The following is a 26,505-nucleotide window of genomic DNA, read 5'->3' as shown; positions in this document are numbered from 1 at the left end:
AGTCGCGCCACCCCGAGCCTATCCGGAGGATCCTCCTATGCCCATGCGTGCCCCAGGTCACACCCGGCGCGCCACGCCATAAAAAGGTGATATTCACCCCCATAGTGGGGCCACATGAGTACGGATTCGCTGGACCAGCCACCACCGGCCACCCCGGCCGGCGACCCCGGGGAGGGCGCGCCCGACCACGCCGTGGTCGGGATCGGAATCGCCGCTGTGCTCGCGGTCGTCGCCTGGGCGGCCTTCTCCAAGAGCTCGTTCGACACGGCGTCGAGCACCGCCCTGGCCTGGGTGCTGGACAACTTCGCCTGGTTGTTCGTGATCGCCGCCGACGTCTTCCTCGTGATGTGCGTGGTCCTCGCCATCAGCAGGTACGGGCGGATCCGGCTGGGCGCCGACGACTCCGAGCCCGAGTTCACCACCTCGGCGTGGATCGCCATGATGTTCAGCGCCGGCATGGGCATCGGCCTGATGTTCTACGGCGTCGGCGAGCCGCTCCAGCACTTCCTCGCCCCGCCGCCCGCGAGCGGCGCCGCACCGGGCACCGGCGACGCCGCCCGTACGGCCCTCGCCTACTCGTTCTTCCACTGGACCCTCACCCCGTGGGCGATCTACGGCATCGTCGGGCTGGCCCTCGCCTACGCGACCTTCCGCAAGCGCCGCGGCAACCGGCTCAGCTCCGCCTTCGTGCCCCTGATGGGCGCCCGCCGGGCCGACGGCTGGCAGGGCAGGGCCATCGACCTCCTCGCCGTCTTCGCCACCGTCTTCGGCACCGCGACCAGCCTGGGCCTGGGCACCCTCCAGGTCGCCGAGGGCCTCGGCATCACCGCCGGAGTCGACGACTCGAAGGCCGTCGAGCTGATCATCATCGCGGCGCTCTCCGCCGCCTTCGTGCTCTCCGCCTTCTCCGGCCTCCACAAGGGCGTGAAGTGGCTGTCCACGATCAACATCGTGCTGGCCGGCGCCCTCATGACCTTCGTCTTCGTCCTCGGCCCGACCGTCTACATCCTGGACGTGATCCCCGCCAGCATCGGCGGCTACCTCGACCAGCTGGTGCCCATGGCCACCCGCACCGGAGCCTTCACCGACGCCGCCTGGCTCGGCGCGTGGACCATCTTCTACTGGGCCTGGTGGCTGTCCTGGGCCCCCTTCGTCGGCACCTTCATCGCCCGCATCTCCCGCGGCCGCACCATCCGCGAATTCCTCATCGGCGTGCTGCTCGTCCCCAGCGGCGCCACCGTCGTCTGGTTCTGCGTGATGGGCGGCACCGCGATCCGCCTCGAATCCACCGGCGCCGCCGACCTCGCGTCCAAGGTCAAGGACGGCGCCGAGGCCTCCCTCTTCGCGATGCTCGACGCACTCCCGCTGGGCACCGCCACCTCCTGGGTCGCGATGGTCCTGGTCATGACCTACTTCGTGACCAGCGCCGACTCCGCCTCGCTGGTCATGGGCTCGCTCACCAGCCGCGGCTCCCTGCACCCGCCGACCTGGCTGGTGGTCACCTGGGGCGTGCTCATGGCGGCCGTCGCCGCCGTCCTCCTCGTCGCGGGCGGCCTCAAGTCCCTCCAGACCGCCACCATCCTCGTCGCCCTGCCCTTCGTCATCGTGATGCTGGTGCTCTGCTGGGCGCTGGTGAAGGAACTCCGCGAGGACCCCGGCGCCGGACCCGCCCGCCACCACGCCCTCCACGGCATGCGCGACGCCGTCAAGGCGATGGTCGGCGACGCCCTCACCGAACAGGGCCAGGCCCGCCACCCGCGGCTGCGCCGGGTCGCCGACGCCCGCCGCGACGGCGACGAGCCCGGCGGCACCCCCGCCCCATGACCGCACCGACCCTCCACGACCGGATCCTCGGGGGCTGGCTCGGCCGGATCGCCGGCAACATGCTCGGCAAGCCGGTCGAGCGCGGCGACCACTGGACGCGCGCCCGCATCGACTCCTACCTGCGCCGGACGGGCGCGCTCCCGCTCACGGACTACCTCCCGCCGCCCGGCGCCCTGGTACCGCCCGCCGCGCCCGGCGAGTTCCAGCTCCGCCCGGAGTGGCCGGAGTGCGTGCGCGGCGCCGTCCACGGCAGCTGCCGCGACGACGACGTGGACTGGTCGCTTCTCGTCCTGCGGCTGCTGGAGACCCACGGCCCGGACTTCAGCACCGAACAGGTCGGCGAGGCCTGGCTGCTGGGCATGCCGTACCTCCAGACGTACACCGCCGAACGGGTCGCCTACCGCAACCTCGTGGCCGGCCTGCACCCGCCGCTGACGGCCACCTACGACAACCCGTACCAGGAGTGGATCGGCGCGCTCATCCGCGCCGACGTCTACGGCTGGACCTCGCCCGGCGACCCGCGCCGGGCCGCCTCCCTGGCCCGCCGCGACGCGGTGCTCTCGCACACCGGCAACGGCGTGTACGCCGCGATGTGGGCGGCCGCCACCATCGCGGCGGCCTTCACCGCGCCCGGCCCCCGCCAGGCCGTCGAGGCCGGCCTGGCCATCGTCCCGGCGGGCAGCAGGTTCGCGCGTACGGTCCGCCAGGTGCTGGCCCTGCACGCCGCCGGACTCGACTGGGAGACCACCCTGGCCGAGGTGGAGGCCGCCACCGCCGGACTCGGCTGGATCCACGCCGTGCCCAACGCCGGCGTCCTCACCGCCGGACTCCTCTACGGGGACGGCGACTTCACCCGCACGATCGCCCTCACCGTGCGCGGCGGCCTCGACACCGACTCCAACGGCGCCACCGCCGGATCCGTCGCGGGCGTGCTCAACGGCGCCGCCCGCATCCCGCGGCAGTGGACCGATCCGCTCGCCGACCTGGTGCGCAGCGCCGTCGCCGGCTTCGACGGCGCCTCGATCCGCGAGCTGGCCGCCCGTACGGAACGGATGGCGGCGGTACCGGACACTCCAGGGGGTGTCTGATGGATCCTGGCGGCGTCGCGACGCCCGGCACGCACTCTCGCCGCACCGGACGGAAGCCCGAGTACGCCCGGCACGCGGGCTTCCGTCCGGCACGCCGAGAGCACGCACCGGACGCCGCTCCTTCCCCGCGGAGACCCACCGGACACCCCCTAAGGTGGCCGGGTGACCACGACTGACTACGCCACGTACATCGCGAGCCTGCCCCGGGTGCTGGCCGGGGCCGCCGCACTCTTCCGCGACGCCGGCGGGCGGGTGCTGATCGTCGAGCCCAACTACCGCGAGGGCTGGGCCCTGCCCGGCGGAACCATCGAGTCCGACCAGGGCGAGTCGCCCCGGCAGGCCGCCCGCCGCGAGACGCTGGAGGAGATCGGCCTGGACCTGCCGCTCGGCCGACTGCTCGCCGTCGACTGGGTCCTCGGCATGGACCGCCCCCGCCCGCCCGTCGTCGCGTACGTCTACGACGGCGGGGTCCTCGACGAGGCCCAGCTGGCGTCGATCGAGCTCCAGGAGGACGAACTCCTCTCCTGGCGCACGGTCGCGCCCGCGGACCTCGCCGACTACCTCCCCGGCCACCTCGCCCTGCGGATCGCATCGGCCCACCAGGTCCTGGAAACCGGCTCCGGCGCCGTCGAACTGGAAAACGGCCTCCCGGTCTCCTGACGCCGCTCGTCCTGGTTTGTGCCTGTTTCGGGCCGCTTCCGCGCGGGGACACTGCGCCCGGAAGGGAGCGCCATGACCTGGCTCGGTTGGGAAAGTCTCGGCGGAACTCTGACCAGCGGACCGGGGGTGTCGTCGTGGTCGCGCGGCCGCCTCGACACCTTCGTCCGCGGCACCGATTCCGCCTTGTGGCACAAGTGGTTCGACAACGGCTGGTCCGGCTGGGAGCGCCTGGGCGGAGTCCTCACCTCCGAACCGGCCGCCGTGTCCTGGGGCGCGGGCCGCATCGACACCTTCGTCCGGGGCACCGATTCGGCCCTGTGGCACAAGTGGTTCGACAACGGCTGGTCCGGTTGGGAGAGTCTCGGCGGAGTGCTCACCTCCGGGCCGGCCGTCGCGAGCTGGCGGGCGGGCCGCCTCGACGTCTTCGTCCGGGGCACGGACTCGGCCTTGTGGCACAAGTGGTTCGACAACGGCTGGTCGGGATGGGAGAGCCTGGGCGGGGTGCTCACCTCCGCGCCCACGGCCGTGTCGTGGAGCAACGGCCGCATCGACGTGTTCGCGGTCGGCTCGGACTCGGCGCTGTGGCACAAGTGGTTCGACAACGGCTGGTCGGGATGGGAGAGCCTCGGCGGATTCCTGACCTCCGCCCCCGCCGCGGCCAGCTGGCGGCACGGCCGCCTCGACGTGTTCGCCGCGGGCAAGGACTCCGCCCTGTGGCACAAGTGGTTCGACAACGGCTGGTCGGGATGGGAGAGCCTCGGCGGGCTCCTCACCTCCGCCCCCGCGGCCGTCTCCTGGGACTCCGACCGGATCGACGTCTTCGCCGCGGGCAGCGACAGCGCGATGTGGCACCGCTGGTGGGACCGGGTCCCCACGGTCCGGCTGCACGCCAAGGTGCTGACCGCGCCCACCGTCCCCGTCGCGACCGCCGTGCAGACGATGCGCGACGTGTACGCGGCCGCCGGCATCGCGGTCACCCTGGCCTCCACCGAGACCCTCACCCTGCCCACCCTCGACGACGTCGACGTCGGCGAGTGCCGGCTGGGCCAGACCACCGCCGAGCAGAACCAGCTGTTCGCGCACCGCGCCAACGCGGCCGCCGACGACGTGGTCGTCTACTTCGTCCGCTCGACCAACCCGCCCTTGAACGGCTGCGCGGCCCACCCCGCCGGACAGCCCTCGGCCGTCGTTGCCCAGGGCGCGACCCGCTGGACCCTCGGCCACGAGGTCGGCCACGTCCTGGGCCTGCGGCACGTCGACGACAACGACCGGCTGATGACCGGGAACGGCACGTCCAACATCACCAACCCGCCGCCCGACCTGGTCGCGAGCGAAGTGCAGACCATGCTCGCCAGCCCGTTCAGCCAGGACGTCTAGGAGGCCGCCGTGACCGTGACGATGGAACAGGTACGCCAGGTCCTCGAACCCGAGGAGCCCGACTACGCGGCGGCGGCCCGGCTGGGCCCCGGAAGCCTGCCGCACCTGCGGGAGCTCGCCGAGGGCGCCGACCCGATGCTCGCCTCCAAGGCCGTGTACGCCGCCAGCCTGCTCGACGGCGACCAGGGCGGCGCCGTGGTCGCCGGCGCGGCCCGCAGCGCCGACCCGGTCCTGCGGGTGGCGGCCGCCGGCGCCGCGGCCAACCTGCCGGCCGACGCCGCGGTGGGCCTGCTCGGCGAGCTGGTCGCCGACCCCGACGCCGGCGTCCGCAAGGTGGCCTGGTCCTCGGTGCCGCCGGACGCGCCGGAGGAACTCGTCCGGCGCCTGCGGACCGCTCGGGAAACCGCACGTCCGCGGGACCACCGGGAGGCACCGGGAGCGGACGCGCCGCCGGGGCCGCGGACGCTGCGCTACTCGCCGATGCCCGGTGAGCGGCCGGCGGGCGACCCCGGCCTGATGCCGGGCGAGACCCCCGAAGGGGCGGGCGACGGCCTGATGCCGGGGGAGCGGCCCGGGGGCGCGCCGGACGCGGAGACCCCCGCCCCGGGACTGATGCCGGGGGAGACCCCGCCGCACCCGTGAGCCCGGCCCGCCCGCGGCCTCGGGGCCGCCCCGGCGCCCACCACGCGTCAGAACAGGGCGGCGGCCGCCGGGGCCGGGGTGCGGCCGCTCTCGAAGGCGAGCAGGCGTTCCTTGCGGTCGAGGCCGCCGCCGTAGCCGGTCATGCTGCCGGAGGCCCCGATCACCCGGTGGCAGGGCACGATGATGCCGACCGGGTTCTTCCCGTTGGCCAGGCCCACCGCCCGTGAGGCGTTCGGCTTGCCCAGCCGCGCCGCCAGCTCCCCGTATGACCAGGTCTCGCCGTACGGGATCTGCACCAGCTGGTCCCAGACGCTGCGCTGGAAGTCCGTGCCCTCCAGCCGCAGAGGCAGGTCGAAGTCGGTCAGCTCGCCCGCGAAGTAGGCGGTTAGCTGGCGCACCGCTTCGGGGAAGGGCTCGTCCTCGGCGGCGACCCGCGGGCCGAAGGACTCCTCGGCCGGCCGGTGCCGCTGGCCGGTCATGTAGAGACCGCTGAGGGCTCCCTCGGTGGCGACCAGCGTGAGCGGGCCGTAGGGGCTGTCGATGACGGTGTGCCGGCGTTCCATGACGGTGCTTCTCTCCGGTTCGAGGGGTTCACGAGGGCAGGTGGTTGACGGGGTGGTCGTCGGTCGCCCACAGGTGCTGGACGGCGTACGCGCGCCAGGGCCGCCAGGCGGCCGCCCGGGCGGTCAGCGCGGCCGGGGTGTGCGGCAGCCCAAGCCCCTGCGCGGCCCGGCGTATCCCCAGGTCGGAGGGGAGGAAGGCGTCCGGGTCGCCGAGGGCGCGCATCGCGATCACCTCGACGGTCCACGGCCCGAACCCCGGCAGCCCGGCGAGCTGCGCGCGGGCCCGCTCCCAGTCGCTGTCGATGCCGAGCGGCAGCGAGCCGTCGGCGAGCGCCCCGACCAGGGTGGTCAGCGTGGTGCGGCGGCTGCGCGGCAGCGCGAGGGCCGCCGGGTCGAGCGAGGCCAGCGCCGGCGTGGACGGGAACAGGTGCGTCAGGCCGCCTTCGGGGTCCTCGACCCGCTCGCCGTGGGCATGCACCAGCCGGGCCGCGTGGGTGCGGGCCGCGGCGGTGGACACCTGCTGCCCGAGCACCGCCCGCACGGCGAACTCCGCCGCGTCGACGGTACGGGGCACTCGGCGGCCGGGGGCCCGGGCCACCAGCGGGGCCAGCAGCGGGTCCGTGGCGAGCTGCTCGTCCACGGCCGCCGGGTCGGCGTCCAGGTCGAGCAGCCAGCGGCAGCGGCTGATGGCGATGGTCAGGTCCCGCAAGTCGGTCAGGGCCAGCCGGCACTCGATGTACCCGGCCCGCGGGGCCAGCGCGGCCACCCCGGTGCCGTACGGCAGCCGCAGCGTGCGCCGGTAGGCGCCGTCGCGCCACTCCTCGACCCCGGGCACCGCGGTGGCGGCGAGGTGCCCGAACAGATTGTCGGGGTACAGCGGCGCCCGGTACGGCAGCCGCAGGGACAGCACGCCGGGCGTCTGCGGGGAGGCGGCCGTCCCGCGCGCGGCCCGGGTCCGCAGCTCGCTGGGGGAGAGCGCGAACACCTCGCGGACGGTGTCGTTGAACGTGCGGATCGAGGAGAACCCGGCGGCGAAGGCGACCTCCGCCATCGGCAGCCCGGACGTCTCGATCAGCAGCCGCGCGGTCTGGGCCCGCTGGGCCCGGGCCAGGGCGAGCGGCCCGGCCCCCAGCTCGGCGTTCAGCTGGCGTTCGATCTGGCGGGCCGAGTAGCCGAGCCGGGTGGCGAGCCCGGGCACGCCCTCCCGGTCGACCACGCCGTCCCGGATCAGCCGCATGGCCCGGGCGACGCTGTCGGCGCGCGCGTTCCACTCGGGAGAGCCGGGACTGGTGTCCGGCCGGCAGCGCTTGCACGCCCGGAACCCGGCCTGCTGGCAGGCGGCCGCGCTGGGCAGGAACGTCATGTTCTCGACCTTGGGCGGGACCGCCGGGCAGCTGGGCCGGCAGTAGATCCGGGTGGTCACGACCGCGGTGAAGAACCACCCGTCGAAACGGGCGTCTTTCGACTGCACGGCGCGAACGCACCGCTCGGTGTCGGTGTGCATGCCTCAAGCATCGGCCACGCCGGCCACCCCGGCTGGCGATTTTCCGACATCATGCTTCGCCGACCCGCGTCGCCGTCCCGCCCCGCCCGAGGTCACACCCCGGACCGCAACCGGGGCTCCGACCGGACGACCCCGCGCCGGGCCGAACTCAGCCCGTCCGGCGGTTGAGGACCGGGGTCCGGGGCGGAGCCGCGTACGCGCCGGCCCGCCGGGCAGGGCGTGCACGCGGAAGGGCCCCGGACACCTGGTGGTGTCCGGGGCCCTTCTCGTGCGTGCGGGTCCCGCTAGCGCAGCTCGGTCGCCCGGGCCTCGCGCCGGTTGTTGCGGAAGGCGTTCGCCCGGCGGGTCGTCGCGAACAGCGGGATGGTCGCCGCCATCGCGATCTGCAGGGCGCAGCCCGTCTGCAGGAGCATCTGGCCGCCCGGCGCGTCGAACGCCCAGGCCGCCAGCAGGCCCATCGCCCCGACGATCCAGCTGAGCATCGCCACCGCGAGGACACCCCGCGGCTTGGGGTACTCGACCCGGCTCACCATCAGCCAGGCCACGCCGACGATCGCCAGCAGGGTCGGGACGAAGGGGAGCTCCAGCAGGACGATCGAGACGACCGTCAGCGCGCCGAAGGGGCTCGGCATGCCCTGGAACACGCCGTCCTTCATCGTCACGCAGCTGAATCTTGCGAGTCTGAGGACGACGGCGAGCAGCACCACGATCGCGGCGAGCGCCGACATCTTCTGGTGCGCGTCATCGGCGACCATGCCGTAGACGAGCACGAAGTAGGCGGGCGCCAGACCGAAGCTGATGAGGTCGGACAGGTTGTCCAGCTCGGCACCCATCGGCGAGCTGCGGAGCTTGCGCGCCACGAGCCCGTCGAAGAGGTCGAAGACCGCGGCGAGGAGCATCAGTATCACCGCGGTGGCGGCGCTGTGACGCGCCATGCCGGACTCGCCACTGCCCGTGAGGTGCGGGATGAGGATTCCGGTGGTGGTGAAGTACACCGCCATGAATCCGCAGGTCGCGTTGCCGAGGGTGAGGGTGTCGGCTATCGACAGCCGCAGCGAGAGGGGCATCTCCTCGCCGTCGGTCTCTTCCTCGGCCGCCGGGACCCAGTCCGCCTGGTGGGGCTGTGAATGAGTCTCGGGATCAGTCACGGTCAATTCGAGTCACCCCCGCCGTGGTGGCCTGACCGACCTCGACCGCGACGTCGACACCCTCCGGCAGGTAGATGTCCACGCGCGAGCCGAAGCGGATCAGACCAATCCGTTCGCCCTGTTCCACCTTCGTGCCCGCGGGCACGTACGGGACGATGCGTCGGGCGACTGCGCCCGCGATCTGCACCATCTCGATGTCTCCGAGCTCGGTGTCGAAGTGCCAGACAACGCGCTCGTTGTTCTCGCTCTCCTTGTTGAACGCCGGGACGAACCCACCGGGGATGTGCTCCACGGACGTCACCGTGCCCGCGAGGGGCGCGCGGTTGACGTGGACGTTCAGCGGGCTCATGAAGATCGCGACCCGGGTGCGTCCGTCCTTCCACGGCATGATGCTCTGCACCACACCGTCGGCCGGGGAGATGACGCGGCCCTGGGCGATCTCGCGCTCGGGGTCGCGGAAGAACCACAGCATGCCCGCCGCGAGCGCGGTGGTGGGCACGGCCACTGCGGCCCAGCGTCCGGACTTGCGGGCCCGGGTGAGGCTGAGCGCCGCAGTGGCGACGGTCGGCAGAAGCCACGGCGATGCTCCGCGTGCGAGGCGTGCGCCGGAGAGGCTGTCTCGGTGTGCAGAGGTTTGGCTGTGGGGCATGGATGACCTTCGTAGCGAGTGATTGCCGCGCCGTAAACGGGGGGACGGGACGGCGGCTTTACTGGAATGCTATCGGTTGCGCGCAACAACTGGGCAAGCCAGAAGCCGAGTCGGTGGCCCGAAGCCGGTGACAGGGTGTGACCCTCAACGCGGACTTTCCGCTACAAAAGGGACTTTCAGCCCTGAAGTTTGTACTCCTCGAGCAAGCGTCGACCGATGATCATTTTCTGGATCTCGGCGGTACCTTCACCGATGAGCAGCATCGGCGCCTCCCTGTAGAGACGCTCGATCTCGTACTCCTTCGAGAAACCGTAGCCGCCGTGGATGCGGAAGGCGTCCTCGACCACCTCCTTGCAGTATTCGGAGGCGAGGTACTTCGCCATCCCTGCTTCGAGGTCGTTTCGTTCCCCAGAGTCCTTTTTGCGTGCTGCGTTGACCATCATCGCATGAGCGGCCTCGACCTTGGTAGCCATCTCGGCCAGCTTGAACTGAATCGCCTGGTGCTCGGCGATGGCCTTGCCGAAAGTGTGACGTTGCTGGGCATACGAGACACCGAGTTCGAACGCACGCTGAGCGACGCCGCAGCCACGGGCCGCCACGTTCACGCGGCCGACTTCGACGCCGTCCATCATTTGGTAAAACCCTCGGCCGGTGGTGCCGCCGAGGACCCGATTGGCCGGAATGCGCAGTCCGTCCATGATGAGCTCGGTCGTGTCGACGCCCTTGTAGCCCATCTTGTCGATCTTGCCCGGGATGGTCAGGCCGGGACGGACCTCACCGAAGCCGGGCTCCTTCTCGACGAGGAAGGTCGTCATCGACTTGTGGGGCGCCGTGCCCTCGGGGTGTCCTTCGTCACTGCGCACCAGAACGGCGACCAGCGTCGAGGATCCGCCGTTCGTCAGCCACATCTTCTGGCCGTTGAGGACGTACTCGTCGCCGTCCTTCACCGCCTTCGACGTGATGGCCGACACGTCCGAGCCCAGGCCCGGCTCCGACATCGAGAACGCGCCGCGCACCTCGCCCAGCGCCATCCGCGGCAGGAAGTGGTCCTTCTGCTCCTGGGTGCCGTGCTGCTTGAGCATGTACGCCACGATGAAGTGGGTGTTGATGATGCCCGAGACGGACATCCAGCCGCGGGCGATCTCCTCGACGCACAGGGCGTACGTGAGGAGCGACTCGCCGAGGCCGCCGTACTCCTCGGGGATCATCAGGCCGAACAGTCCGAGCTCCTTGAGCCCGTCGACGATCTGCTGCGGGTACTCGTCGCGGTGCTCCAGCTCGGTCGCGACCGGGATGATCTCCTTGTCCACGAACTCGCGGACGGTCTTGAGGATCTCCCGCTGGACGTCGGTCAGGCCGGCGGTCTGGGCGAGTCGGGCCATGGCTACTTCCCCTGTTCCTTCAGCTGGGGCCGGCCGGGCTGCTCGCCGCCGCGCTCCTTGATGTACGTCTCGGTCGGGACCATCACCTTGCGGCGGAAGACGCAGACGAGGGTGCCGTCCTGCTTGTATCCCTTGGTCTCCACGTAGACGATGCCGCGGTCGTTCTTCGACTTCGACGGGGTCTTGTCGAGGACCGTGGTCTCGCCGTAGATGGTGTCGCCGTGGAAGGTGGGCGCCACGTGCCGCAGGGACTCGATCTCCAGGTTGGCGATGGCCTTCCCGGAGACGTCGGGAACCGACATGCCCAGCAACAGCGAGTAGATGTAGTTGCCGACGACAACGTTCTTGCCGAAATCCGTGGTGTTCTCGGCGTAGTTGCTGTCCATGTGCAGCGGGTGGTGGTTCATGGTCAGCAGACAGAAGAGGTGGTCGTCGTACTCGGTGACCGTCTTCCCGGGCCAGTGCTTGTAGACCGCGCCGACCTCGAACTCTTCGTAAGTGCGTCCGAACTGCATGGGTCCTAGGCCTCCGGGATCTCGAACTTGCTGGTCCGCTGCATGCCGGCCGCCCGGCCCTTGCCCGCGATCACCAGCGCCATCTTGCGGCTCGCCTCGTCGATCATCTCGTCGCCGAGCATCGCGGAGCCCTTCTTGCCGCCGGCCTCCGAGGTGCACCAGTCGTACGCGTCGAGGATCAGCTCGGCGTGGTCGTAGTCCTCCTGGGAGGGCGAGAAGACCTCGTTGGCCGCGTCGACCTGGCCCGGGTGCAGCACCCACTTGCCGTCGAAGCCCAGCGCGGCCGCGCGGCCCGCGACCTCGCGGTACGCGTCCACGTCGCGGATCTGCAGGAAGGGGCCGTCGATCGCCTGGAGGTTGTGCATGCGGGCCGCCATAAGGATCCGCATCAGGATGTAGTGGTAGGCATCCGCGCCGTAGCCGGGCGGCTGCATGCCCACGACCAGCGACTTCATGTTGATCGAGGCCATGAAGTCGGCCGGGCCGAAGATGATGGTCTCCAGCCGGGGCGAGGCGGCGGCGATCTCGTCGACGTTGACCAGGCCCTTGGCGTTCTCGATCTGCGCCTCGATGCCGATCTTGCCGACCTCGAAGCCCATGGTCTTCTCGATCTGCGTCAGGAGCAGGTCGAGCGCCACCACCTGCTGGGCGTCCTGGACCTTCGGCAGCATGATGCAGTCGAGGTTCTGGCCGGCGCCCTCGACGACCGTGATCACGTCGCGGTACGTCCAGTGGGTGGTCCAGTCGTTGACGCGCACGACCCGGGTCTTGCCCGTCCAGTCGCCGTTGTTCAGCGCGTCCACGATGGTGTGGCGGGCGCCTTCCTTGGCGAGCGGCGCGCAGGCGTCCTCCAGGTCGAGGAAGACCTGGTCGGCCGGCAGCCCCTGGGCCTTCTCCAGGAACCGCGGGTTCGAGCCCGGCACCGCGAGGCAGGAGCGACGCGGGCGAAGGCGGTTCACCGGGTGGACTGGCGTGGTCATGCGTGGACCTCCGTGCTTGCAGCGATTTCGAGAGGGGCGAGCTTGTTGGCTTTGCGGATCTCGTCGACGATACGTCCGATGATCTCCGTGATGCCGAAGTCCTTCGGCGTGAAGACGGCGGCGACTCCCGCCGCCTTGAGCGCGATGGCGTCGGCGTTCGGAATGATGCCCCCGACGATCACGGGCAGCTCACCCGCCCCCGCCAGCCGTAGCCGCTCCAGGACGTCGGGGACGAGCGCGCTGTGCGACCCGGACAGGATGGACAGTCCCACGCAGTGCACGTCCTCGGCGAGCGCCGCGGAGGAGATCTCCTCCGGCGTCAGCCTGATGCCCTGGTAGACCACCTCGAAGCCGGCGTCGCGGGCCCGCACGGCGATCTGCTCGGCGCCGTTGGAGTGCCCGTCCAGGCCCGGCTTGCCGACCAGCAGGCGCAGCCGGCCCGAGCCGAGCTCGTCCGCCGTACGAGCCACCTTCAGGCGGACCTCGTGCATCGGCGTGCCGGGCTCGGCGGTGACGGCCACCGGTGCCGAGGAGACGCCGGTCGGGGCGCGGAACTCGCCGAACACCTCGCGCAGCGCGCCCGCCCATTCGCCGGTGGTGACACCGGCGCGGGCGCACTCCAGCGTGGCCTCCATCAGGTTCTCGGTGCCGGCCGCGGCCTCCTTGAGGCGCTCCAGTGCCTGCTGGGTGGTGGGGAAGACGAACGGGTCGCCGTTCCCCTGCCGGTCCGAGGACTCCTGGCGCTCGCTGCGCCAGCGGCCGATGCGCTCGACCGTCAGTGCCTCGACCGCCGCGTCCACCGTCATGATGGCGCCGTCCAGGTCCGAGGTGAGCGGGTTCTCCTCGGTCTGCTGGTAGCAGTTGACGCCGACGATCTTGTCGTCGCCGGCCTCGATCCGGGCCCGCCGCTCGGCGTGCGAGGAGACCAGCTGCGACTTCAGGTAGCCGGACTCGACGGCCGCCATGGCGCCGCCCATCTCCTGGATCCGGTCGATCTCTTCCAGGCACTCGGTCACGAGGGAGTCGACCTTGGCCTCGATCACGTGGGACCCGGCGAAGATGTCCTCGTACTCCAGCAGGTCGCTCTCGTGGGCGAGGACCTGCTGGATGCGCAGCGACCACTGCTGGTCCCAGGGGCGGGGCAGGCCCAGCGCCTCGTTCCAGGCGGGCAGTTGGACGGCGCGGGCGCGGGCGTCCTTGGAGAGGGTGACCGCGAGCATCTCCAGCACGATCCGCTGGACGTTGTTCTCCGGCTGCGCCTCGGTCAGCCCCAGGGAGTTGACCTGGACGCCGTACCGGAAGCGGCGCTGCTTGTCGTTCTCGATGCCGTAGCGCTCGCGGGTGACCTTGTCCCAGATGCGGCCGAAGGCGCGCATCTTGCACATCTCCTCGATGAAGCGGACGCCCGCGTTCACGAAGAAGGAGATCCGGGCGACGACCTCGCCGAAGCGCTCCTCGGGGACCTGGCCCGAGTCGCGCACCGAGTCGAGGACGGCGATCGCGGTGGACATCGCGTACGAGATCTCCTGGACCGGGGTGGCCCCGGCCTCCTGGAGGTGGTACGAGCAGATGTTGATCGGGTTCCACTTGGGGATGTGGTTGACCGTGTACGCGATCATGTCCGTCGTCAGGCGGAGCGAGGGTCCCGGCGGGAAGACGTGCGTCCCGCGCGAGAGGTACTCCTTGACGATGTCGTTCTGGGTGGTGCCCTGGAGCTGGGCGATGTCCGCGCCCTGTTCCTCGGCGGCCACCTGGTAGAGCGCCAGCAGCCACATGGCGGTGGCGTTGATCGTCATCGAGGTGTTCATCTGTTCCAGGGGGATGTCCTGGAACAGCCGCCGCATGTCGCCCAGATGGGAGACGGGCACCCCGACCCGGCCGACCTCGCCGCGGGCGAGGATGTGGTCGGGGTCGTAGCCGGTCTGGGTCGGCAGGTCGAACGCGACCGACAGACCGGTCTGGCCCTTGGCGAGGTTGCGGCGGTACAGCTCGTTGGACGCCTCGGCCGTGGAGTGGCCGGCGTACGTCCGCATGAGCCACGGACGGTCTTTCTGGCGCTCTGTCATCTCAGGCTGTCCCTTTGGCCCTTGAACGATCTCAGACGGGTCGGCGGATCAGATGTTGCGGAAGCGGTTGATCGCGTCGAGGTGCTTCGCGCGCAGCTCGTGGTCGCGCACGCCCAGACCCTCCTCGGGGGCCAGCGCGAGGACGCCGACCTTGCCCTGGTGGAGGTTGCGGTGGACGTCGTAGGCGGCCTGGCCGGTCTCCTCCAGGGAGTAGACCTTCGACAGGGTGGGGTGGATCTTGCCCTTGGCGATCAGGCGGTTGGCCTCCCAGGCCTCGCGGTAGTTCGCGAAGTGGGAGCCGATGATGCGCTTGAGGGACATCCACAGGTAGCGGTTGTCGTACTCGTGCATGTAGCCCGAGGTCGAGGCGCAGGTGGTGATGGTGCCGCCCTTGCGGGTGACGTACACGGAGGCGCCGAAGGTCTCGCGGCCGGGGTGCTCGAAGACGATGTCGATGTCCTCGCCGCCGGTCAGCTCGCGGATGCGCTTGCCGAAGCGCTTCCACTCCTTGGGGTCCTGGGTGTGCTCGTCCTTCCAGAACTTGTAGCCCTCGGCGTTGCGGTCGATGACCGCCTCCGCGCCCATGGCCCGGCAGATGTCCGCCTTCTCGGGGCTGGAGACCACGCAGATCGGGTTGGCGCCGCCGGCCAGTGCGAACTGGGTCGCGTACGAGCCGAGGCCGCCGCTCGCGCCCCAGATCAGGACGTTGTCGCCCTGCTTCATACCGGCGCCGTTGCGGGAGACCAGCTGGCGGTAGGCGGTGGAGTTGACCAGGCCGGGGGAGGCGGCCTCCTCCCAGCTGAGGTGGTCGGGCTTGGGCATCAGCTGGTTGGACTTGACGAGCGCGATCTCCGCCAGGCCGCCGAAGTTGGTCTCGAAGCCCCAGATGCGCTGCTCGGGGTCGAGCATCGTGTCGTTGTGGCCGTCCGAGGACTCCAGCTCGACGGAGAGGCAGTGCGCGACGACCTCGTCGCCCGGCTTCCAGGCGTTGACGCCGGGGCCGGTGCGCAGGACCACGCCCGCGAGGTCGGAGCCGATGACGTGGTACGGCAGGTCGTGGCGCTTGGTGAGCTCCGACAGGCGCCCGTAGCGCTCGAGGAAGCTGAAGGTGGACACGGGCTCGAAGATCGAGGTCCACACGGAGTTGTAGTTGACCGAGGAGGCCATCACGGCCACCAGAGCCTCGCCCGGGCCCAGTTCGGGCAGCGGGACCTGGTCCAGGTGGAGCGACTTGCGGGGGTCCTTCTCGCGGGTGGTGAGCCCGTCGAACATGTCCACCTCGTCCTTGTGCACGGTGATCGCGCGGTAGGACTCGGGGAGCGTCAGGGCCGCGAAGTCGTCGGCCGTAGCGGCCTGCGACTGGATGGCTTCGAGGATGTCCTTCACGGTGGTGCCTCCGGCAGCAAGGGTGCGTCGAGGGAAACGCTGAGGGTGGTCCGGTGGAGGTGTGTGCCGTCGGTTCGGCGTGCGGTGGAGCGGTGGTGCGGGCGCCGTGGTGAGCGCGCTGAGCCTGGTGACGCAGGCCGTCCGGGGCGCGTTCCCGTGCGTGGTGAGCGGGGATCGCGGGGACTTCCGGACGCCTTCAACGTATGGCACCCCGTGTCACTCGGCAAGGCACTGCGTGCCAAAACTTTCTCTCATTTGCCCGCTGACCTGCGCAGATGAGCGATGATCGATCAGAGTTACCCGCGAGTAGGGGCAAGCTGGACAAACGGAAGTGGCCGCCCCCACATCGGGAGCGGCCACTGTGATCCGTGTCGCGTCGTGTTACTTCGGGTAGGGCCCGGGCGCCCGCCGTCAGGCCTGGCGCAGTGCCTCTTCGATGGTGCGCATGACCTCGTCGAGCGGGGCGTCCGTACGCGCCACCGCCACCAGCACCTCACCCTCGGTGCGTACCGCGGCCGGAGCCGGGGCCGCGGCCGGGGCCGCACCCGCCGTGCGGCCCGCCCCGATGCCGCTGCCGAAGGTCTTGCGGACGATCCCGAAGGCGTGGTCGAGCTGCGCCTCCACGTCCCCCTGGCCGCCGGCCCGCAGCCAGCGCCGCAGCACGTGGTTGTGGGCCGTCACGACCGCCGACGCGGCCACCTCGGCCAGCAGCGGGTCGTCGTTGCCGTCGTGGTGGTCCTGCTCGTCGAAGTGGGCCAGCAGGTAGCGGGTGAACAGCCGCTCGTAGCGGGCCACCGAGGCGATCTCCCGCTCCCGCAGGGTCGGGACCTCGCGGGTGAGCCGGTAGCGCTCCACCGACACCGCCGGGGAGGCCGCGTACATCTTCATGACCTCTTTGATGCCCCGGCAGACCGTGTCGAGCGGGTGCTCGTGCGCGGGCGCCGCGTCCAGCACCGCCTCGGCGCGGGTCAGGGTGTCGTCGTGGTCCGGGAAGATCGCCTCTTCCTTGGAGCGGAAGTGCCGGAAGAAGGTCCGGCGGGCCACTCCGGCGGTCGCGGCGATCTCGTCCACCGTCGTCGCCTCGTACCCCTTGGTCGCGAACAGCTCCATCGCGGCAGCGGCGAGCTCGCGGCGCATCTTGAGCCGCTGGGCGGCGGCGCGGGTTCCCGCGGCGCTCTCCGGGGCGTCGGGCGCGGCGGCGCGGGTGATCTTGGCGGACTGGGACATAAGGCGAACGTACTGCATGGCAGCGGCGGAGCGCGCCTGCGGGGGTGGATGCGGGGGAGGGCCCGCACTGGGCACAGAGTGCTTCTCGGGAGGGTATGTCCGCCGTGAGGGTCCGGCGGACCCGAGCAGCCCTCCCCACGCATCCAGCTCGTGGGCGCCGGGCTCAGCGCCGGGCGTACTCACGGAATCCGCGGCCGGTCTTCCGGCCCAGGCAGCCCGCCGCCACCAGGTGCTCCAGCAGCGGGGAGGGCGCCAGGCCCGGGTCGCGGAACTCCTTGTGGAGCACCTTCTCGATGGCGAGGGAGACATCGAGGCCGACCACGTCCAGGAGCTCGAACGGGCCCATCGGGTACCCGGCGCCGAGCTTCATCGCGGCGTCGATCTCGTCGAGGCTCGCGTAGTGCTCCTCGACCATCTTGATCGCGTTGTTGAGGTACGGGAACAGCAGCGCGTTCACGATGAAGCCGGCCCGGTCCCCGCAGTCCACCGCGTGCTTGCGGACCTTCGCGCAGACCGCGCGGACGGTGGCGTGCACGTTGTCGCCGGTCAGGACGGTACGGACCACCTCGACCAGCTTCATCGCCGGCGCCGGGTTGAAGAAGTGCATGCCGATCACGTCCTGCGGGCGCGAGGTGGCGCGGGCGCAGGCGATCACGGGCAGCGAGGAGGTGGTCGTGGCGAGCACCGCACCCGGCTTGCAGATCTTGTCGAGGGCCGCGAACAGCTCCTGCTTGACCGCGAGGTCCTCGGCGACCGCCTCCACGGCCAGGTCCACCCCGGCGAAGGCCTCCAGCGAACCGGCCGGGCTGATCCGGGCCAGCGTCTCGTCGCGGGCCTGCCCGGTCAGCCGGCCCCGGTCCACCGCACGGGCCAGGGACTTGCCGATCGCGGCCTTCGCCGCGTCCGCCTTCTCCTGGCTGCGGGCCGCCAGCACGACCTCGAACCCGGCCTGGGCGAAGACCTGCGCGATACCGCTCGCCATGGTGCCGGAGCCGGCCACGCCCACCGAGGTGACGGGGCGGGCCGCGGCGCCGTCCGCGTCCGCCGACGGGGTCTGGGCGTCCCGCACCACGACCGGGCTGCCCGGAGCCTCGTACGTGTAGAAGCCGCGCCCGGCCTTGCGGCCGGTCAGTCCCGCCTCGGCGAGGTGTCCGAGGACCGGCGCCGGGGCGTGCAGCCGGTCGCCGGAGGCCGCGTACATGGCCTCCAGGACCGTACGGGCGGTGTCCACGCCGATCAGGTCGAGCAGCGCGAGCGGGCCCATCGGCAGGCCGCAGCCCAGCCGCATCGCCGCGTCGATGTCCTCGCGGGAGGCGTACTTCGACTCGAACATCGCGGCGGCCTGGTTGAGGTAGCCGAAGAGCAGGCCGTCGGCGACGAAACCGGGCCGGTCGCCGGCGGCGACGGGCTCCTTGCCGAGCTCGCGGGCCAGCCCCGTGACGGCCTCGACGACCGGCGGCGCGGTGAGCACCGAGGAGACCACCTCGACCAGCTTCATGGCCGGCACGGGGTTGAAGAAGTGCAGGCCGACGACCCGCTCCGGGTGCTGCGACTCGGCGGCGAGCCGGGTCACGGACAGCGCGTTGGTGCCCGTCGCCAGGATGGTGTCGGGGCGCACGATCGCGTCGAGTGCGGCGAAGACCTGCTGCTTGAGCGCGTAGTCCTCCGGCACCACCTCGATGACGAGGTCCGCGTGCGCGGCGGCCTGCAGGTCGGTGAAGGCGCGGAAGCGGGACAGGACGTCCTGGCGCTCCTGCTCGGTGAGGCGCTCCCGGGTCACGGAACGGGCGGTCGCGGCCTCCAGCGCGGTGACGGCCCGGCCGGCGGCGGCCTCGCTGATGTCGATGCCGATGACCTCGCGGCCGGCCGTGGCGAGCACCTCGGCGATGCCGGTGCCCATCGTGCCGAGGCCGACGACGGCGATGGTGGCGAGCGGACTGGGCGGAGTGGACTGACGGTCCATCGCGGGACTCCAGTGGAAGAGATGAGGGTGACGGCTGGGGCGCACCGACGCACGGGTGCACGGATGTGCGGTACGCGGACGTGCACGGGAGGTACGGGGCGCACGGAACGGAACGCACGCGAGCGCGGTCGCACGGGTACGGGCGCAGGGCGCGGATCGCACAGGAGGTGAGGGAACAGAACGCGGCAGCGCGCACGGTGTACGGCGTCGTACGGAAATCCGCAGCCGGGTGCGTCTGGCGTGAGCGGCGGGCTCTGTCCCGGAGCCGCGCCGAAGGAAATGCCGAACCGATCAACACTCGGGCGGCTGCGTCACCAGGCCGCTTCGAGTCACTCGGTCCCGGGCCACACGAGGTGGCCTCAAGGACTCGTTGAGGGGAGATTAACCCGGTGGTAACCAGATCGCCAGTGCGCAGGAAGAACGATCTGTGTGATCTGCGCCGCGCCACCGCCGGGCGGCCCTACCCTGACCGGGTGGACGAGCAACTGGCGGTGCTGGCGGGGCGGGTACGGGCCGAGGCGGCACGCGAGGGGCCGGCGGCGGCCGCGCACTGCGACCACCTGCTCGGGCCGGCCGGACCCGGCGAACTGGCGGACGCGCTGACCGCCCCGGGGGAGCCCCTGTGGGCGCGGGAGACCGCCGCCTTCCGGCTCGGCTGCGCCGGCGACCGGCGCGCCTTCGAGTCCCTCGTCCTCTTCCTGAACCACCGCGACCCGCCGCGGTGCGAGTCCGCCGCCCACGCGCTGGCCCGGCTCGGCGACCCGCGCACGGCCCGGGCGGCCGCCGCCCTCGCGACCAACGCGCTGCGCACCGCCTACGCCCTGCACCCCGTACGGCTGCTCGCCGAGCTCCGCGCCCCCGAGTCGGCGCCGGTCCTCATCGCGACCCTGAACCGGCTGCTGACCCCGCAGCAGCCGTACTGGCGGGTGGCGCTGGCCTGCGTGGAGGGCCTCGGGTCGCTCTCCGACCCGCGCGCCCGCGAGGCCCTCACCGCCGCCCAGTCCCACCCCCGCCTCGCGGTGGCCGCCACCGCGGCCCTGCGCGGACTGCCGTGACGGGAGCGGGACGGGGAGGGGAACGGGCGGCGGCTACGAGCGGAAGCCCAGCAGGCCGTGCAGGGCCGCGCCGCCCGCGGACGGCGCGGCCACGCGGGCGGCCGGGACCGGCTTGGGTTCCGGCTGGGCCGGGCAGGCCGCCGTGCCGCCGGCCGGCAGGGTGCCCGACGTCAGATAGTCCGTCAGGTGGCGGTCCAGGCACTTGTTGCCGCTCAGCGAGATGCCGTGGTTGCCGCCGCCCTCCTCGACCACGAGCGCCGACCCCGCCAGCTTCTCCTGCATCGCCCGCGCGCCCTCGTACGGGGTCGCCGCGTCCTCCGTCGCCTGGAACAGCAGGGCGGGCGGCGCCTGAGTGTTCGTCACGTCCGGCGCCTGCAGCGGTTCGGTCTTCCAGAACGCGCACGGCGCGTTGTACCAGGCGTTGTTCCACGTCATGAACGGCGCCTTGGCGTGGGTGGTCCACATGTCCCGGCGCCAGGTGTTCCAGTCCCGCGGCCACCCCGCGTCACGGCACTGCACGGCGCTGTACACGCTGTAGCTGTTGCCCGCCGCCGGGTCCACCGCGCCGAACCGCTCGTACGCGGCCACCAGCGGCTTGGTGTCCTCCTTCCCCACGTACGCGGCGAACGCCTCGGCCAGCTGCGGCCAGTAGCCGTTGTAGTAGCCGCCCGGCAGGTACGTGTCCTCCAGCTCGGCCGGGCCCACCTTCTCGCCCGCGGGCCGGTCCCGCAGCGACTCCCGCATGCGGTACCAGGCCCGCTCGACCTCCTCCGGGTCGCCGCCCAGCCGGTAGGTGTCGTCGTACTTCGCGACCCACGCCATGAACGCCTTGTGGCGGGCGTCGAAGGCCAGGTCCTGCGTCAGGTTGTCCTCGTACCAGACCCCGCCCGGGTCGACCACCGAGTCCAGCACCAGCCGCTTCACCCGCTGCGGGAACAGCTTCGCGTACACCGCGCCCAGGTAGGTCCCGTACGAGTAGCCGAAGTAGCTGACCTGCGGGGCGCCGAGGGCCTGCCGGATCAGGTCGAGGTCGCGGACCGCGCTGACCGTCCCCACGTGCGGCAGCACGTCCCCGTGCAGGGTGGCGCAGCTCTCCGCGAAGCCGCGCGCCCGGTCGAGGTTGGCCTGCTCCTCCTCCCAGGTGTGCGCCACCGAGTCCGGCCGGACCGGCGTGAAGTGGCCCTTCCCGCAGTTGAGCGCCGGCTCGCTCTTGCCCACCCCGCGCGGGTCGAAGCCGATCACGTCGTACTGCGCCGCCACCTTGGCGGGCAGGGTCGAGGCCACGAAGCCGGCCAGGCTGCGGCCGCTGCCGCCGGGGCCGCCCGGATTGACCAACAGCGGGCCCTGCGAGCGGGCCGCCGTGTGGGGGACCCGGGTCAGCGCCAGGGTGATCTGCCGGCCGCCGGGCTCCGCGTGGTCCAGCGGCACCCGCAGCGTGCCGCACTGGAGGGTGGGGAACCGGGCCGTCGCGCACTTCTGCCAGGCGAGCGGAGCCGCTTTCCCGGGTCCGGCCGTGCCGGCCGCACCGGCGGATGGGGACGCGAGCGTCCCCGCCACCACCGTCGCGATCGACAACAGAACTGCTGCGCGCTTCTTCATCGGGCCTCCCAGCCGCTGGTTCTGGGGGGAATCGTCCCGGAAAGAAACACCGGAACGGCGCACTTCTGCGGTTCATTGGCCCGATTTGATGATGCTTCGGTTACTCCTTGCCGTCCCGGTCGTACGTGTCCGCGCGCCGCCGCGCCTCCTCGGCCTCCGCCTGTGCCCCCGCCGCGCCGAAGGCCTTCGCCGCGGTCCGCAGGCACTCCGCGGCGCCCGCCCGGTCACCGCGGACGGCCAGGGTCTCGGCGAGGTTCGTCAGGGAGACGGCCTCGCCGTGGCCGTCGCGGTCCTCGCGGCAGATGGCCAGGTCCTCCCGGATGGCCCGCTCCGACTCCTCGTGGCGGCCCAGCTCGCGCAGCGCGATGCCGAGGTTGTTGAGCGCGTGGCCGCGCATGGTGCGTTCCCCGGCGGCGGCCAGCAGGACGACGGCCCGCTGCAGCACCGCCACCGACTCCTGCGGCCGCCCCGCAGCCTGCAGCCGCAGTCCGGCCGAGTTGCGCACCCGGCCCTCGTGGCCGGACAGGCCGGCGGCCCGGAACACCTCCGCGGCCGCCAGCAGCTCTCGCGCCTGCGGGTCCGCCGGGCCCTCCTGCGACTCGGTGCCCGCGAGCAGCGAGGCCAGGATGGACTCGGCCAGCCTGCGGTCCTCGCCGAGCAGAAGCGTGATGGCGCCGGCGCACGGAACGCACCCCTCGGCGAACTGCTTCCCGGTGCCCAGCAGGCTCGCGATGTCCCGCAGGACCAGGCCCTCGCCCTCCCGCCGGCCCGAGGCGCGCATCACCTCGACCGCGGCCCGGCACGGCTCCAGCGCGCCCGCCGCGTTCCCGTCCGCGATCATGATGCGCGCGGCCTCGGCGAGGGCGTGCAACTGGACGGCGAACTCGCCGGCGGGGGCCATCAGGCCGGAGATCTCCAGCCAGAGCGCCGCGGACTCGGCGCGGCGGCCGCAGTCCCGCAGGCTGTGCGCGAGGTTCACCAGGACCGTGAACTCCCCGTGCCGGTCCCCGGCGGAGCGGAAGGCCGTCACGGCGGAGCGCAGCGCCGCCATCCCCGCGTCGTGGTCGCCGAGGTCGGTCAGCGCGTTCCCGAGGTTGTTGAGGGCGAAGGCCTCGAAGTGGCGGTCGCCGAGACGGCGCGCGATGGCCGCCGTCTGCCGGTGCACCGCCACCGACTCCTCGACGTGGCCCGCCCGGCGCAGCGAGTTGCCCAGGCTGTTCAGGGCGAGGGCCCGGTTCCGCGGGTGCCGGGAGCCGTCGATCAGCTCGACGGCGCGGCGCCCGTGCCGGACGGCCTCCTCGTACTCCTTCGCGCCCCGGTACGCGGTGCACAGCCCCGTCCGGACCATCGCCTCGGCCTCGTGGTCCCGGGCCGCCTCCGCCGCCGTCAGAGCGGGCAGCAGCACCGCGACCGCGTCCTCGGGCAGCTCGGTGGTCACCAGCGCGCCGGCGTGCGCGAGGAGCATCTCCAGGGCCGGCCCCGCGTGCCCGCCGCCCACGGCGTGCTCGTGGGCGGTCCGGGTGAGTTCCACCAGTTCCTCGCCGGAGCTCCACCACAGCAGGTACTCGGTCACGTTGCGGAGGATCTCGAACGCGGCCGGGTCCCTTGCCGATCCGAGGGCCAGGAAACCGGCGGCCACCAGGTTCGCCGCCTCGGCCTCCAGCCAGGCGAGCGCCTCGGGTACGGCGGCGAAGCGATCGGCGGCGGGCACGGTCCGCACGTTCTGGATCCGGCCGCGGACCGCCCGCGCCCGTCGTACGTAGTGGTCCAGCAGCCGGTCCAGCGCGGCGTCCCGGGCGTCCGCCGCCGCGGCCGCCTCGCCCAGCTCCAGGGCGTACAGGCGCACCAGGTCGTGCAGGGACCAGCGCTCGTCGCCGGCCTGGGAGCGGGTCCGCGCGACCAGGTGGGCGCGCGCCAGGGCGGCCAGCGCGCGCCGGACCTGCGGGGCCGGGCGGCCGGTCAGAGCGGCCATGGCCGCCGTGGAGACGTCCGGCCCCGGGTTCGCCGTCATCAGCCGGAACACGGCGGACTGGTCCGCCGGCAGGTGGCGGTACGAGAGGTCGAAGGCGGCCCGCACCGCGAACTCCCGGCCCTGGGCGTCGGTGCCGCCCAGGTCGAGGGCGTCCAGCCGCAGCCGGTTGTCCGCCAGCTCGTCCGCCAGTTCGCGCAGCGGCCGGTCCGGTTCCGAACGGAGCACCGCCGCGGTGATCAGCAGGGCCAGCGGCAGGCCGCCGCACAGCTCGGCGATCCGCCCGGCGGCGTCCGGGTCCTCGGCGGCCCGGTCGTCCTCCGGGACCGCCACCCGCAGGGCCCGGTCGATCAGCAGCGCACCCTCGGCCGACTCCAGCACCGGCACGTGCAGCGGGCGGGCGTCGAGCGTGGGCAGGGTGTGCCGCGAGGTCACCAGCACGCGGTGGGCCGGGGTCGCGGCCAGCAGCGGGGCCACCTGGCCGGCGTCCAGCGCGTTGTCGAGGACGAGCAGCACCGGGGCGTCCTGCGCGGCGAGTTCGGCCAGCCGGGAGCGCCAGCGGGCGAGCAGTTCGTCCGCGGTCGGAGGCAGGTCGTCGTCGCGGGCGCCGAGTGCGCGCAGCAGGCGGGCGGCGGCGGCGCCCGGCTCCAGCGGGGCGGTCGGGCCGTGCCCGTGCAGGTTGAGGAAGACGGTGCCGCCGGGGAACCAGCCCCGGCCCTCGGCCTCCTGCGCTGCGCGCAGCACCAGGGCGCTCTTGCCCACGCCGCCCATACCGGAGACCACCGTCACGGGCAGAACGCCCCGCGCCGGCCCTCGAGCCGGTCCTCCGGGCATTCCCGGCCCCGCCCCCGCTGGAGCCGTGCCCCGAGCAACCCGGCTCCGCCGGGCACCGGGCTCCGCCCGGACCCGCTCCTCAAGCGCCGGAGGGGCTGGGGGGTGCGCGGGGTTGGCGGGCTCCGCCCGGAGCTGCGCCTCAAGCGCCGGCGGGGCTGGAGGGGCTGGGGGGTGTGCGGGGTTGGTGGGTCCGGGGTGTGGGTTGGGGGGTCGTAGGAAGGCGAGGAGTTGGGCGAGTTCGGTCTCGCGGGCCGTGAAGGCCTCGGGGGCGGGCGGGAGTCCGGCCAGGCCCGGGGAGACGGCGGCGCGCACCGCGAGCGGGCGCGCACCGGCGTACGGATCCCCGAGGCGCTCGCCCCGCACCCCGCCCCGCAGCCCGCCGGCCCCTTCGCCCTGCCAGGAGGCGGCCGGCAGCGGCAGTACGGGCCCGGCCGCGGCCGCCGGCAGCGGCAACGGCAGCGACGGCGCTTGCAGCGAAAGGGATCCGGCCGACGGCACGGCCGCGGGCAGCGGCGGCAGCGGCTCGACGGCGGGAGCGCGAAACGCGGCACCGGGCTCCGGCGGGTCGCTGTCCGCGGAGGCCCGCAGCAGCAGCCGGCGCAACGTCCGGTACGAACGGTGCTCGTGGGAGTCCGGCCTGACGATGCCGGAGTGCCCGCCGGGCAGCGCGGCCGCATCCGGGAACGCGCTGCGCGCCGAGGCCGGCGGCACGATGTTGTCGGCCTCGCCCGCGTACACGGAGAAGGGGATCGGGCAGCTGCGCTCGGTGATCTCGCGGGCGTTCACGACATCCCGCAGCACCGAGCGGTGGACGTCGGCGATCTGCTCGTTCAGGGGCCGCAGCTGGGCCTCCTGCGGGTTGCCGCGCAGCAGCCCGCGGCGCAGCCCGAGCACCACTTCGGAGCCGGTGTTGGGGCAGGCGAAGAGCACCACCCGCCGGATCCGTTCCAGGTCCCGGCCGCGGCCCTCGCCGAGCAGCCGGGTCAGGCAGCGCTGGATGACGAGGCCGCCCTGGCTGTGGCCGACCAGTGCCAGCCGCCGGTACCCCTCGGCCTCGGTGTCGAGGTACTCCTTGAGGCTGTCGGCGACGGTGTCGAAGCTGGGGATCCGCTTCAGCGGACCCAGCTGCACCAGCTTGGTGGCGTACCCGAAGGGCAACGGCCGTACGAAGCCCAGGTCCGGGTCCCCGGCCATCAGTTCGGTGAACGGTTTCCACATCTTCGGTGACGAGGTGAACCCGTGTACGAACACGACGCCCAGCCGCTCGTCCCGCTCCGCCGACCCCACAACGGCCTCCCCGGATCGCCCGACAGGCGACCAAGGTACCCATCCGGACGGGGTCGTACCCCGGTTGTCGGCAGATCGGACGGATCGGCCCGGGACCCCCGGATTTGGGCCGCACAGCCGGAGGTGGTTGGCTTGCCGCCGACCCCCGAAGTCGAGCGTTCACAAGTGCTGGAGGAACAGGTATGGCGCAGGTCGAGGCCACCACGGAGCGGATCATCGCGGCCGACGCGGAGACCGTGTTCGACGCGCTCGCGGACTACACCGGCACCCGCTCCAAGGTGCTTCCGGAGCACTTCAGCGAGTACGAGGTCCGCGAGGGCGGCGACGGCGAGGGCACGCTCGTGCACTGGAAGCTTCAGGCGACCAGCAAGCGCATCCGCGACTGCCTGCTGGAGGTCACCGAGCCCACCGACGGCCAGCTCGTCGAGAAGGACCGCAACTCCTCGATGGTGACCACCTGGACGGTCACCCCGGCCGGCGAGGGCCGCTCCCGCGCCGTGGTCACCACCGTGTGGAACGGCGCCGGAGGCATCGGCGGCTTCTTCGAGAAGACCTTCGCCCCCAAGGGCCTCGGCCGGATCTACGACGCCCTGCTGGCCAACCTGGCCGCCGAGGTCGAGAAGTAGGCCGCCCGGCCGCCGCCGGTCGCCTTCGCCGGCGGCCGGTCACCGGATCGAGTGGATTGTGCGGCCCCCGGGGGCCCGCCGCGCCCCCGCCCGCCATCGGGCCGGGCCCGCCGGCGGGCCCCCTGCGCGTCACACCGGCCGGCCCCGCCGCGCTGATCCGG

Annotated in this window: 20 protein-coding genes; 7 read left to right on the top strand and 13 right to left on the bottom strand. The window is 72.4% G+C overall.

Going from position 1 to position 26,505, the window contains the following annotated elements; genetic code table 11:
* Window positions 1–114 precede the first annotated feature (114 nt).
* The 5 genes from OG764_RS08280 (at window position 115) to OG764_RS08260 (ending at window position 5,591) form a co-directional block, all read left to right on the top strand.
* A complete protein-coding gene (locus tag OG764_RS08280) occupies window positions 115–1,824 on the top strand; it encodes a BCCT family transporter (protein WP_328967752.1) in 1,710 nt (569 codons plus the stop codon).
* Entirely contained in the window at window positions 1,821–2,912 is a 1,092-nt protein-coding gene (locus OG764_RS08275; protein WP_328967751.1) for an ADP-ribosylglycohydrolase family protein, read from the top strand. Before OG764_RS08280 ends, OG764_RS08275 begins: the two co-directional genes overlap by 4 nt.
* 162 nt (window positions 2,913–3,074) lie before the next feature.
* A complete protein-coding gene (locus tag OG764_RS08270; RefSeq protein ID WP_328967750.1) occupies window positions 3,075–3,572 on the top strand; it encodes an NUDIX hydrolase in 498 nt (165 codons plus the stop codon).
* Window positions 3,573–3,644: 72 nt separating this feature from the next.
* Window positions 3,645–4,949: a hypothetical protein gene (locus tag OG764_RS08265; RefSeq protein ID WP_328967749.1), complete on the top strand. Its 1,305-nt coding sequence runs from the start codon at window positions 3,645–3,647 to the stop codon at window positions 4,947–4,949.
* A gap of 9 nt (window positions 4,950–4,958) precedes the next feature.
* Window positions 4,959–5,591, top strand: coding sequence for a hypothetical protein (locus OG764_RS08260; protein ID WP_328967748.1), 633 nt, complete (start codon window positions 4,959–4,961; stop codon window positions 5,589–5,591).
* Window positions 5,592–5,638: 47 nt separating this feature from the next.
* Here the strand turns inward: OG764_RS08260 and OG764_RS08255 are convergent, their stop codons facing one another.
* The 11 genes from OG764_RS08255 to OG764_RS08205 form a co-directional block, all read right to left on the bottom strand.
* Window positions 5,639–6,154 (bottom strand): methylated-DNA--[protein]-cysteine S-methyltransferase, encoded by a 516-nt coding sequence (locus tag OG764_RS08255; protein WP_328967747.1) that lies wholly within the window; start codon window positions 6,152–6,154, stop codon window positions 5,639–5,641.
* Window positions 6,155–6,182: 28 nt separating this feature from the next.
* Window positions 6,183–7,658 carry an AlkA N-terminal domain-containing protein gene (locus OG764_RS08250; RefSeq protein WP_328967746.1) on the bottom strand — a complete coding sequence of 492 codons (1,476 nt, stop codon included), beginning with the start codon at window positions 7,656–7,658 and terminating at the stop codon, window positions 6,183–6,185.
* A 284-nt stretch (window positions 7,659–7,942) separates the two neighbouring features.
* Entirely contained in the window at window positions 7,943–8,812 is an 870-nt protein-coding gene (gene pssA, locus OG764_RS08245; RefSeq protein WP_328967745.1) for a CDP-diacylglycerol--serine O-phosphatidyltransferase, read from the bottom strand.
* A complete protein-coding gene (locus tag OG764_RS08240; protein ID WP_328967744.1) occupies window positions 8,799–9,455 on the bottom strand; it encodes a phosphatidylserine decarboxylase in 657 nt (218 codons plus the stop codon). The genes pssA and OG764_RS08240 overlap by 14 nt, the downstream gene beginning before the upstream one ends.
* Before the next feature lie 176 nt (window positions 9,456–9,631).
* Window positions 9,632–10,837 (bottom strand): acyl-CoA dehydrogenase family protein, encoded by a 1,206-nt coding sequence (locus OG764_RS08235; RefSeq protein ID WP_328967743.1) that lies wholly within the window; start codon window positions 10,835–10,837, stop codon window positions 9,632–9,634.
* Between the two features lie 2 nt (window positions 10,838–10,839).
* Window positions 10,840–11,352 (bottom strand): MaoC family dehydratase, encoded by a 513-nt coding sequence (locus OG764_RS08230; RefSeq protein ID WP_030155134.1) that lies wholly within the window; start codon window positions 11,350–11,352, stop codon window positions 10,840–10,842.
* Window positions 11,353–11,357: 5 nt separating this feature from the next.
* The gene (locus OG764_RS08225) at window positions 11,358–12,332 is read right to left on the bottom strand and encodes an HpcH/HpaI aldolase/citrate lyase family protein (RefSeq protein ID WP_249768874.1); all 975 of its coding nucleotides are present in this window, start codon (window positions 12,330–12,332) and stop codon (window positions 11,358–11,360) included.
* Window positions 12,329–14,398, bottom strand: a complete 2,070-nt coding sequence (locus OG764_RS08220) for a protein meaA (RefSeq protein WP_328967742.1) — start codon at window positions 14,396–14,398, stop codon at window positions 12,329–12,331. Before OG764_RS08220 ends, OG764_RS08225 begins: the two co-directional genes overlap by 4 nt.
* 48 nt (window positions 14,399–14,446) lie before the next feature.
* Entirely contained in the window at window positions 14,447–15,784 is a 1,338-nt protein-coding gene (gene ccrA, locus OG764_RS08215) for a crotonyl-CoA carboxylase/reductase (RefSeq protein ID WP_328967741.1), read from the bottom strand.
* A gap of 411 nt (window positions 15,785–16,195) precedes the next feature.
* Window positions 16,196–17,029 carry a TetR family transcriptional regulator gene (locus tag OG764_RS08210; RefSeq protein ID WP_328967740.1) on the bottom strand — a complete coding sequence of 278 codons (834 nt, stop codon included), beginning with the start codon at window positions 17,027–17,029 and terminating at the stop codon, window positions 16,196–16,198.
* Between the two features lie 145 nt (window positions 17,030–17,174).
* A complete protein-coding gene (locus OG764_RS08205) occupies window positions 17,175–18,974 on the bottom strand; it encodes a 3-hydroxyacyl-CoA dehydrogenase family protein (protein WP_328967739.1) in 1,800 nt (599 codons plus the stop codon).
* A gap of 473 nt (window positions 18,975–19,447) precedes the next feature.
* Here OG764_RS08205 and OG764_RS08200 point away from each other — a divergent pair, with 473 nt between their 5' ends.
* Window positions 19,448–20,029 carry a HEAT repeat domain-containing protein gene (locus OG764_RS08200; RefSeq protein ID WP_328967738.1) on the top strand — a complete coding sequence of 194 codons (582 nt, stop codon included), beginning with the start codon at window positions 19,448–19,450 and terminating at the stop codon, window positions 20,027–20,029.
* 33 nt (window positions 20,030–20,062) lie between these two features.
* Here the strand turns inward: OG764_RS08200 and OG764_RS08195 are convergent, their stop codons facing one another.
* Together OG764_RS08195 and OG764_RS08190 are read right to left on the bottom strand one after the other, a co-directional pair.
* Entirely contained in the window at window positions 20,063–21,628 is a 1,566-nt protein-coding gene (locus tag OG764_RS08195; protein WP_328967737.1) for an alpha/beta hydrolase, read from the bottom strand.
* 100 nt (window positions 21,629–21,728) lie between these two features.
* On the bottom strand, window positions 21,729–25,718 hold the full coding sequence (locus OG764_RS08190; protein ID WP_328967736.1) for an alpha/beta fold hydrolase: 3,990 nt from the start codon (window positions 25,716–25,718) through the stop codon (window positions 21,729–21,731).
* 182 nt (window positions 25,719–25,900) lie between these two features.
* Between OG764_RS08190 and OG764_RS08185 the strand changes: the two genes are divergently transcribed.
* Window positions 25,901–26,344 carry an SRPBCC family protein gene (locus OG764_RS08185; protein WP_328967735.1) on the top strand — a complete coding sequence of 148 codons (444 nt, stop codon included), beginning with the start codon at window positions 25,901–25,903 and terminating at the stop codon, window positions 26,342–26,344.
* Window positions 26,345–26,505 lie beyond the last annotated feature (161 nt).

Source organism: Streptomyces sp. NBC_00239 (genome assembly GCF_036194065.1).
Taxonomy (GTDB): domain Bacteria; phylum Actinomycetota; class Actinomycetes; order Streptomycetales; family Streptomycetaceae; genus Streptomyces.
Note: the sequence above shows the minus strand (reverse complement) of the source record. Positions and strands in the feature narration are given on the sequence as shown.

Excerpts from the sequence above, each read along its gene's own strand:
- OG764_RS08250 (WP_328967746.1), bottom strand. The coding sequence starts at position 7,658 with ATGCACACCGACACCGAGCGGTGCGTTCGCGCCGTGCAGTCGAAAGAC.
- OG764_RS08235 (WP_328967743.1), bottom strand. The coding sequence starts at position 10,837 with ATGGCCCGACTCGCCCAGACCGCCGGCCTGACCGACGTCCAGCGGGAG.
- OG764_RS08255 (WP_328967747.1), bottom strand. The coding sequence starts at position 6,154 with ATGGAACGCCGGCACACCGTCATCGACAGCCCCTACGGCCCGCTCACG.
- OG764_RS08185 (WP_328967735.1), top strand. The coding sequence starts at position 25,901 with ATGGCGCAGGTCGAGGCCACCACGGAGCGGATCATCGCGGCCGACGCG.
- OG764_RS08280 (WP_328967752.1), top strand. The coding sequence starts at position 115 with ATGAGTACGGATTCGCTGGACCAGCCACCACCGGCCACCCCGGCCGGC.
- OG764_RS08275 (WP_328967751.1), top strand. The coding sequence starts at position 1,821 with ATGACCGCACCGACCCTCCACGACCGGATCCTCGGGGGCTGGCTCGGC.
- OG764_RS08230 (WP_030155134.1), bottom strand. The coding sequence starts at position 11,352 with ATGCAGTTCGGACGCACTTACGAAGAGTTCGAGGTCGGCGCGGTCTAC.
- OG764_RS08240 (WP_328967744.1), bottom strand. The coding sequence starts at position 9,455 with ATGCCCCACAGCCAAACCTCTGCACACCGAGACAGCCTCTCCGGCGCA.
- OG764_RS08205 (WP_328967739.1), bottom strand. The coding sequence starts at position 18,974 with ATGGACCGTCAGTCCACTCCGCCCAGTCCGCTCGCCACCATCGCCGTC.
- OG764_RS08195 (WP_328967737.1), bottom strand. The coding sequence starts at position 21,628 with ATGAAGAAGCGCGCAGCAGTTCTGTTGTCGATCGCGACGGTGGTGGCG.
- OG764_RS08210 (WP_328967740.1), bottom strand. The coding sequence starts at position 17,029 with ATGCAGTACGTTCGCCTTATGTCCCAGTCCGCCAAGATCACCCGCGCC.
- OG764_RS08225 (WP_249768874.1), bottom strand. The coding sequence starts at position 12,332 with ATGACCACGCCAGTCCACCCGGTGAACCGCCTTCGCCCGCGTCGCTCC.
- OG764_RS08220 (WP_328967742.1), bottom strand. The coding sequence starts at position 14,398 with ATGACAGAGCGCCAGAAAGACCGTCCGTGGCTCATGCGGACGTACGCC.
- OG764_RS08265 (WP_328967749.1), top strand. The coding sequence starts at position 3,645 with ATGACCTGGCTCGGTTGGGAAAGTCTCGGCGGAACTCTGACCAGCGGA.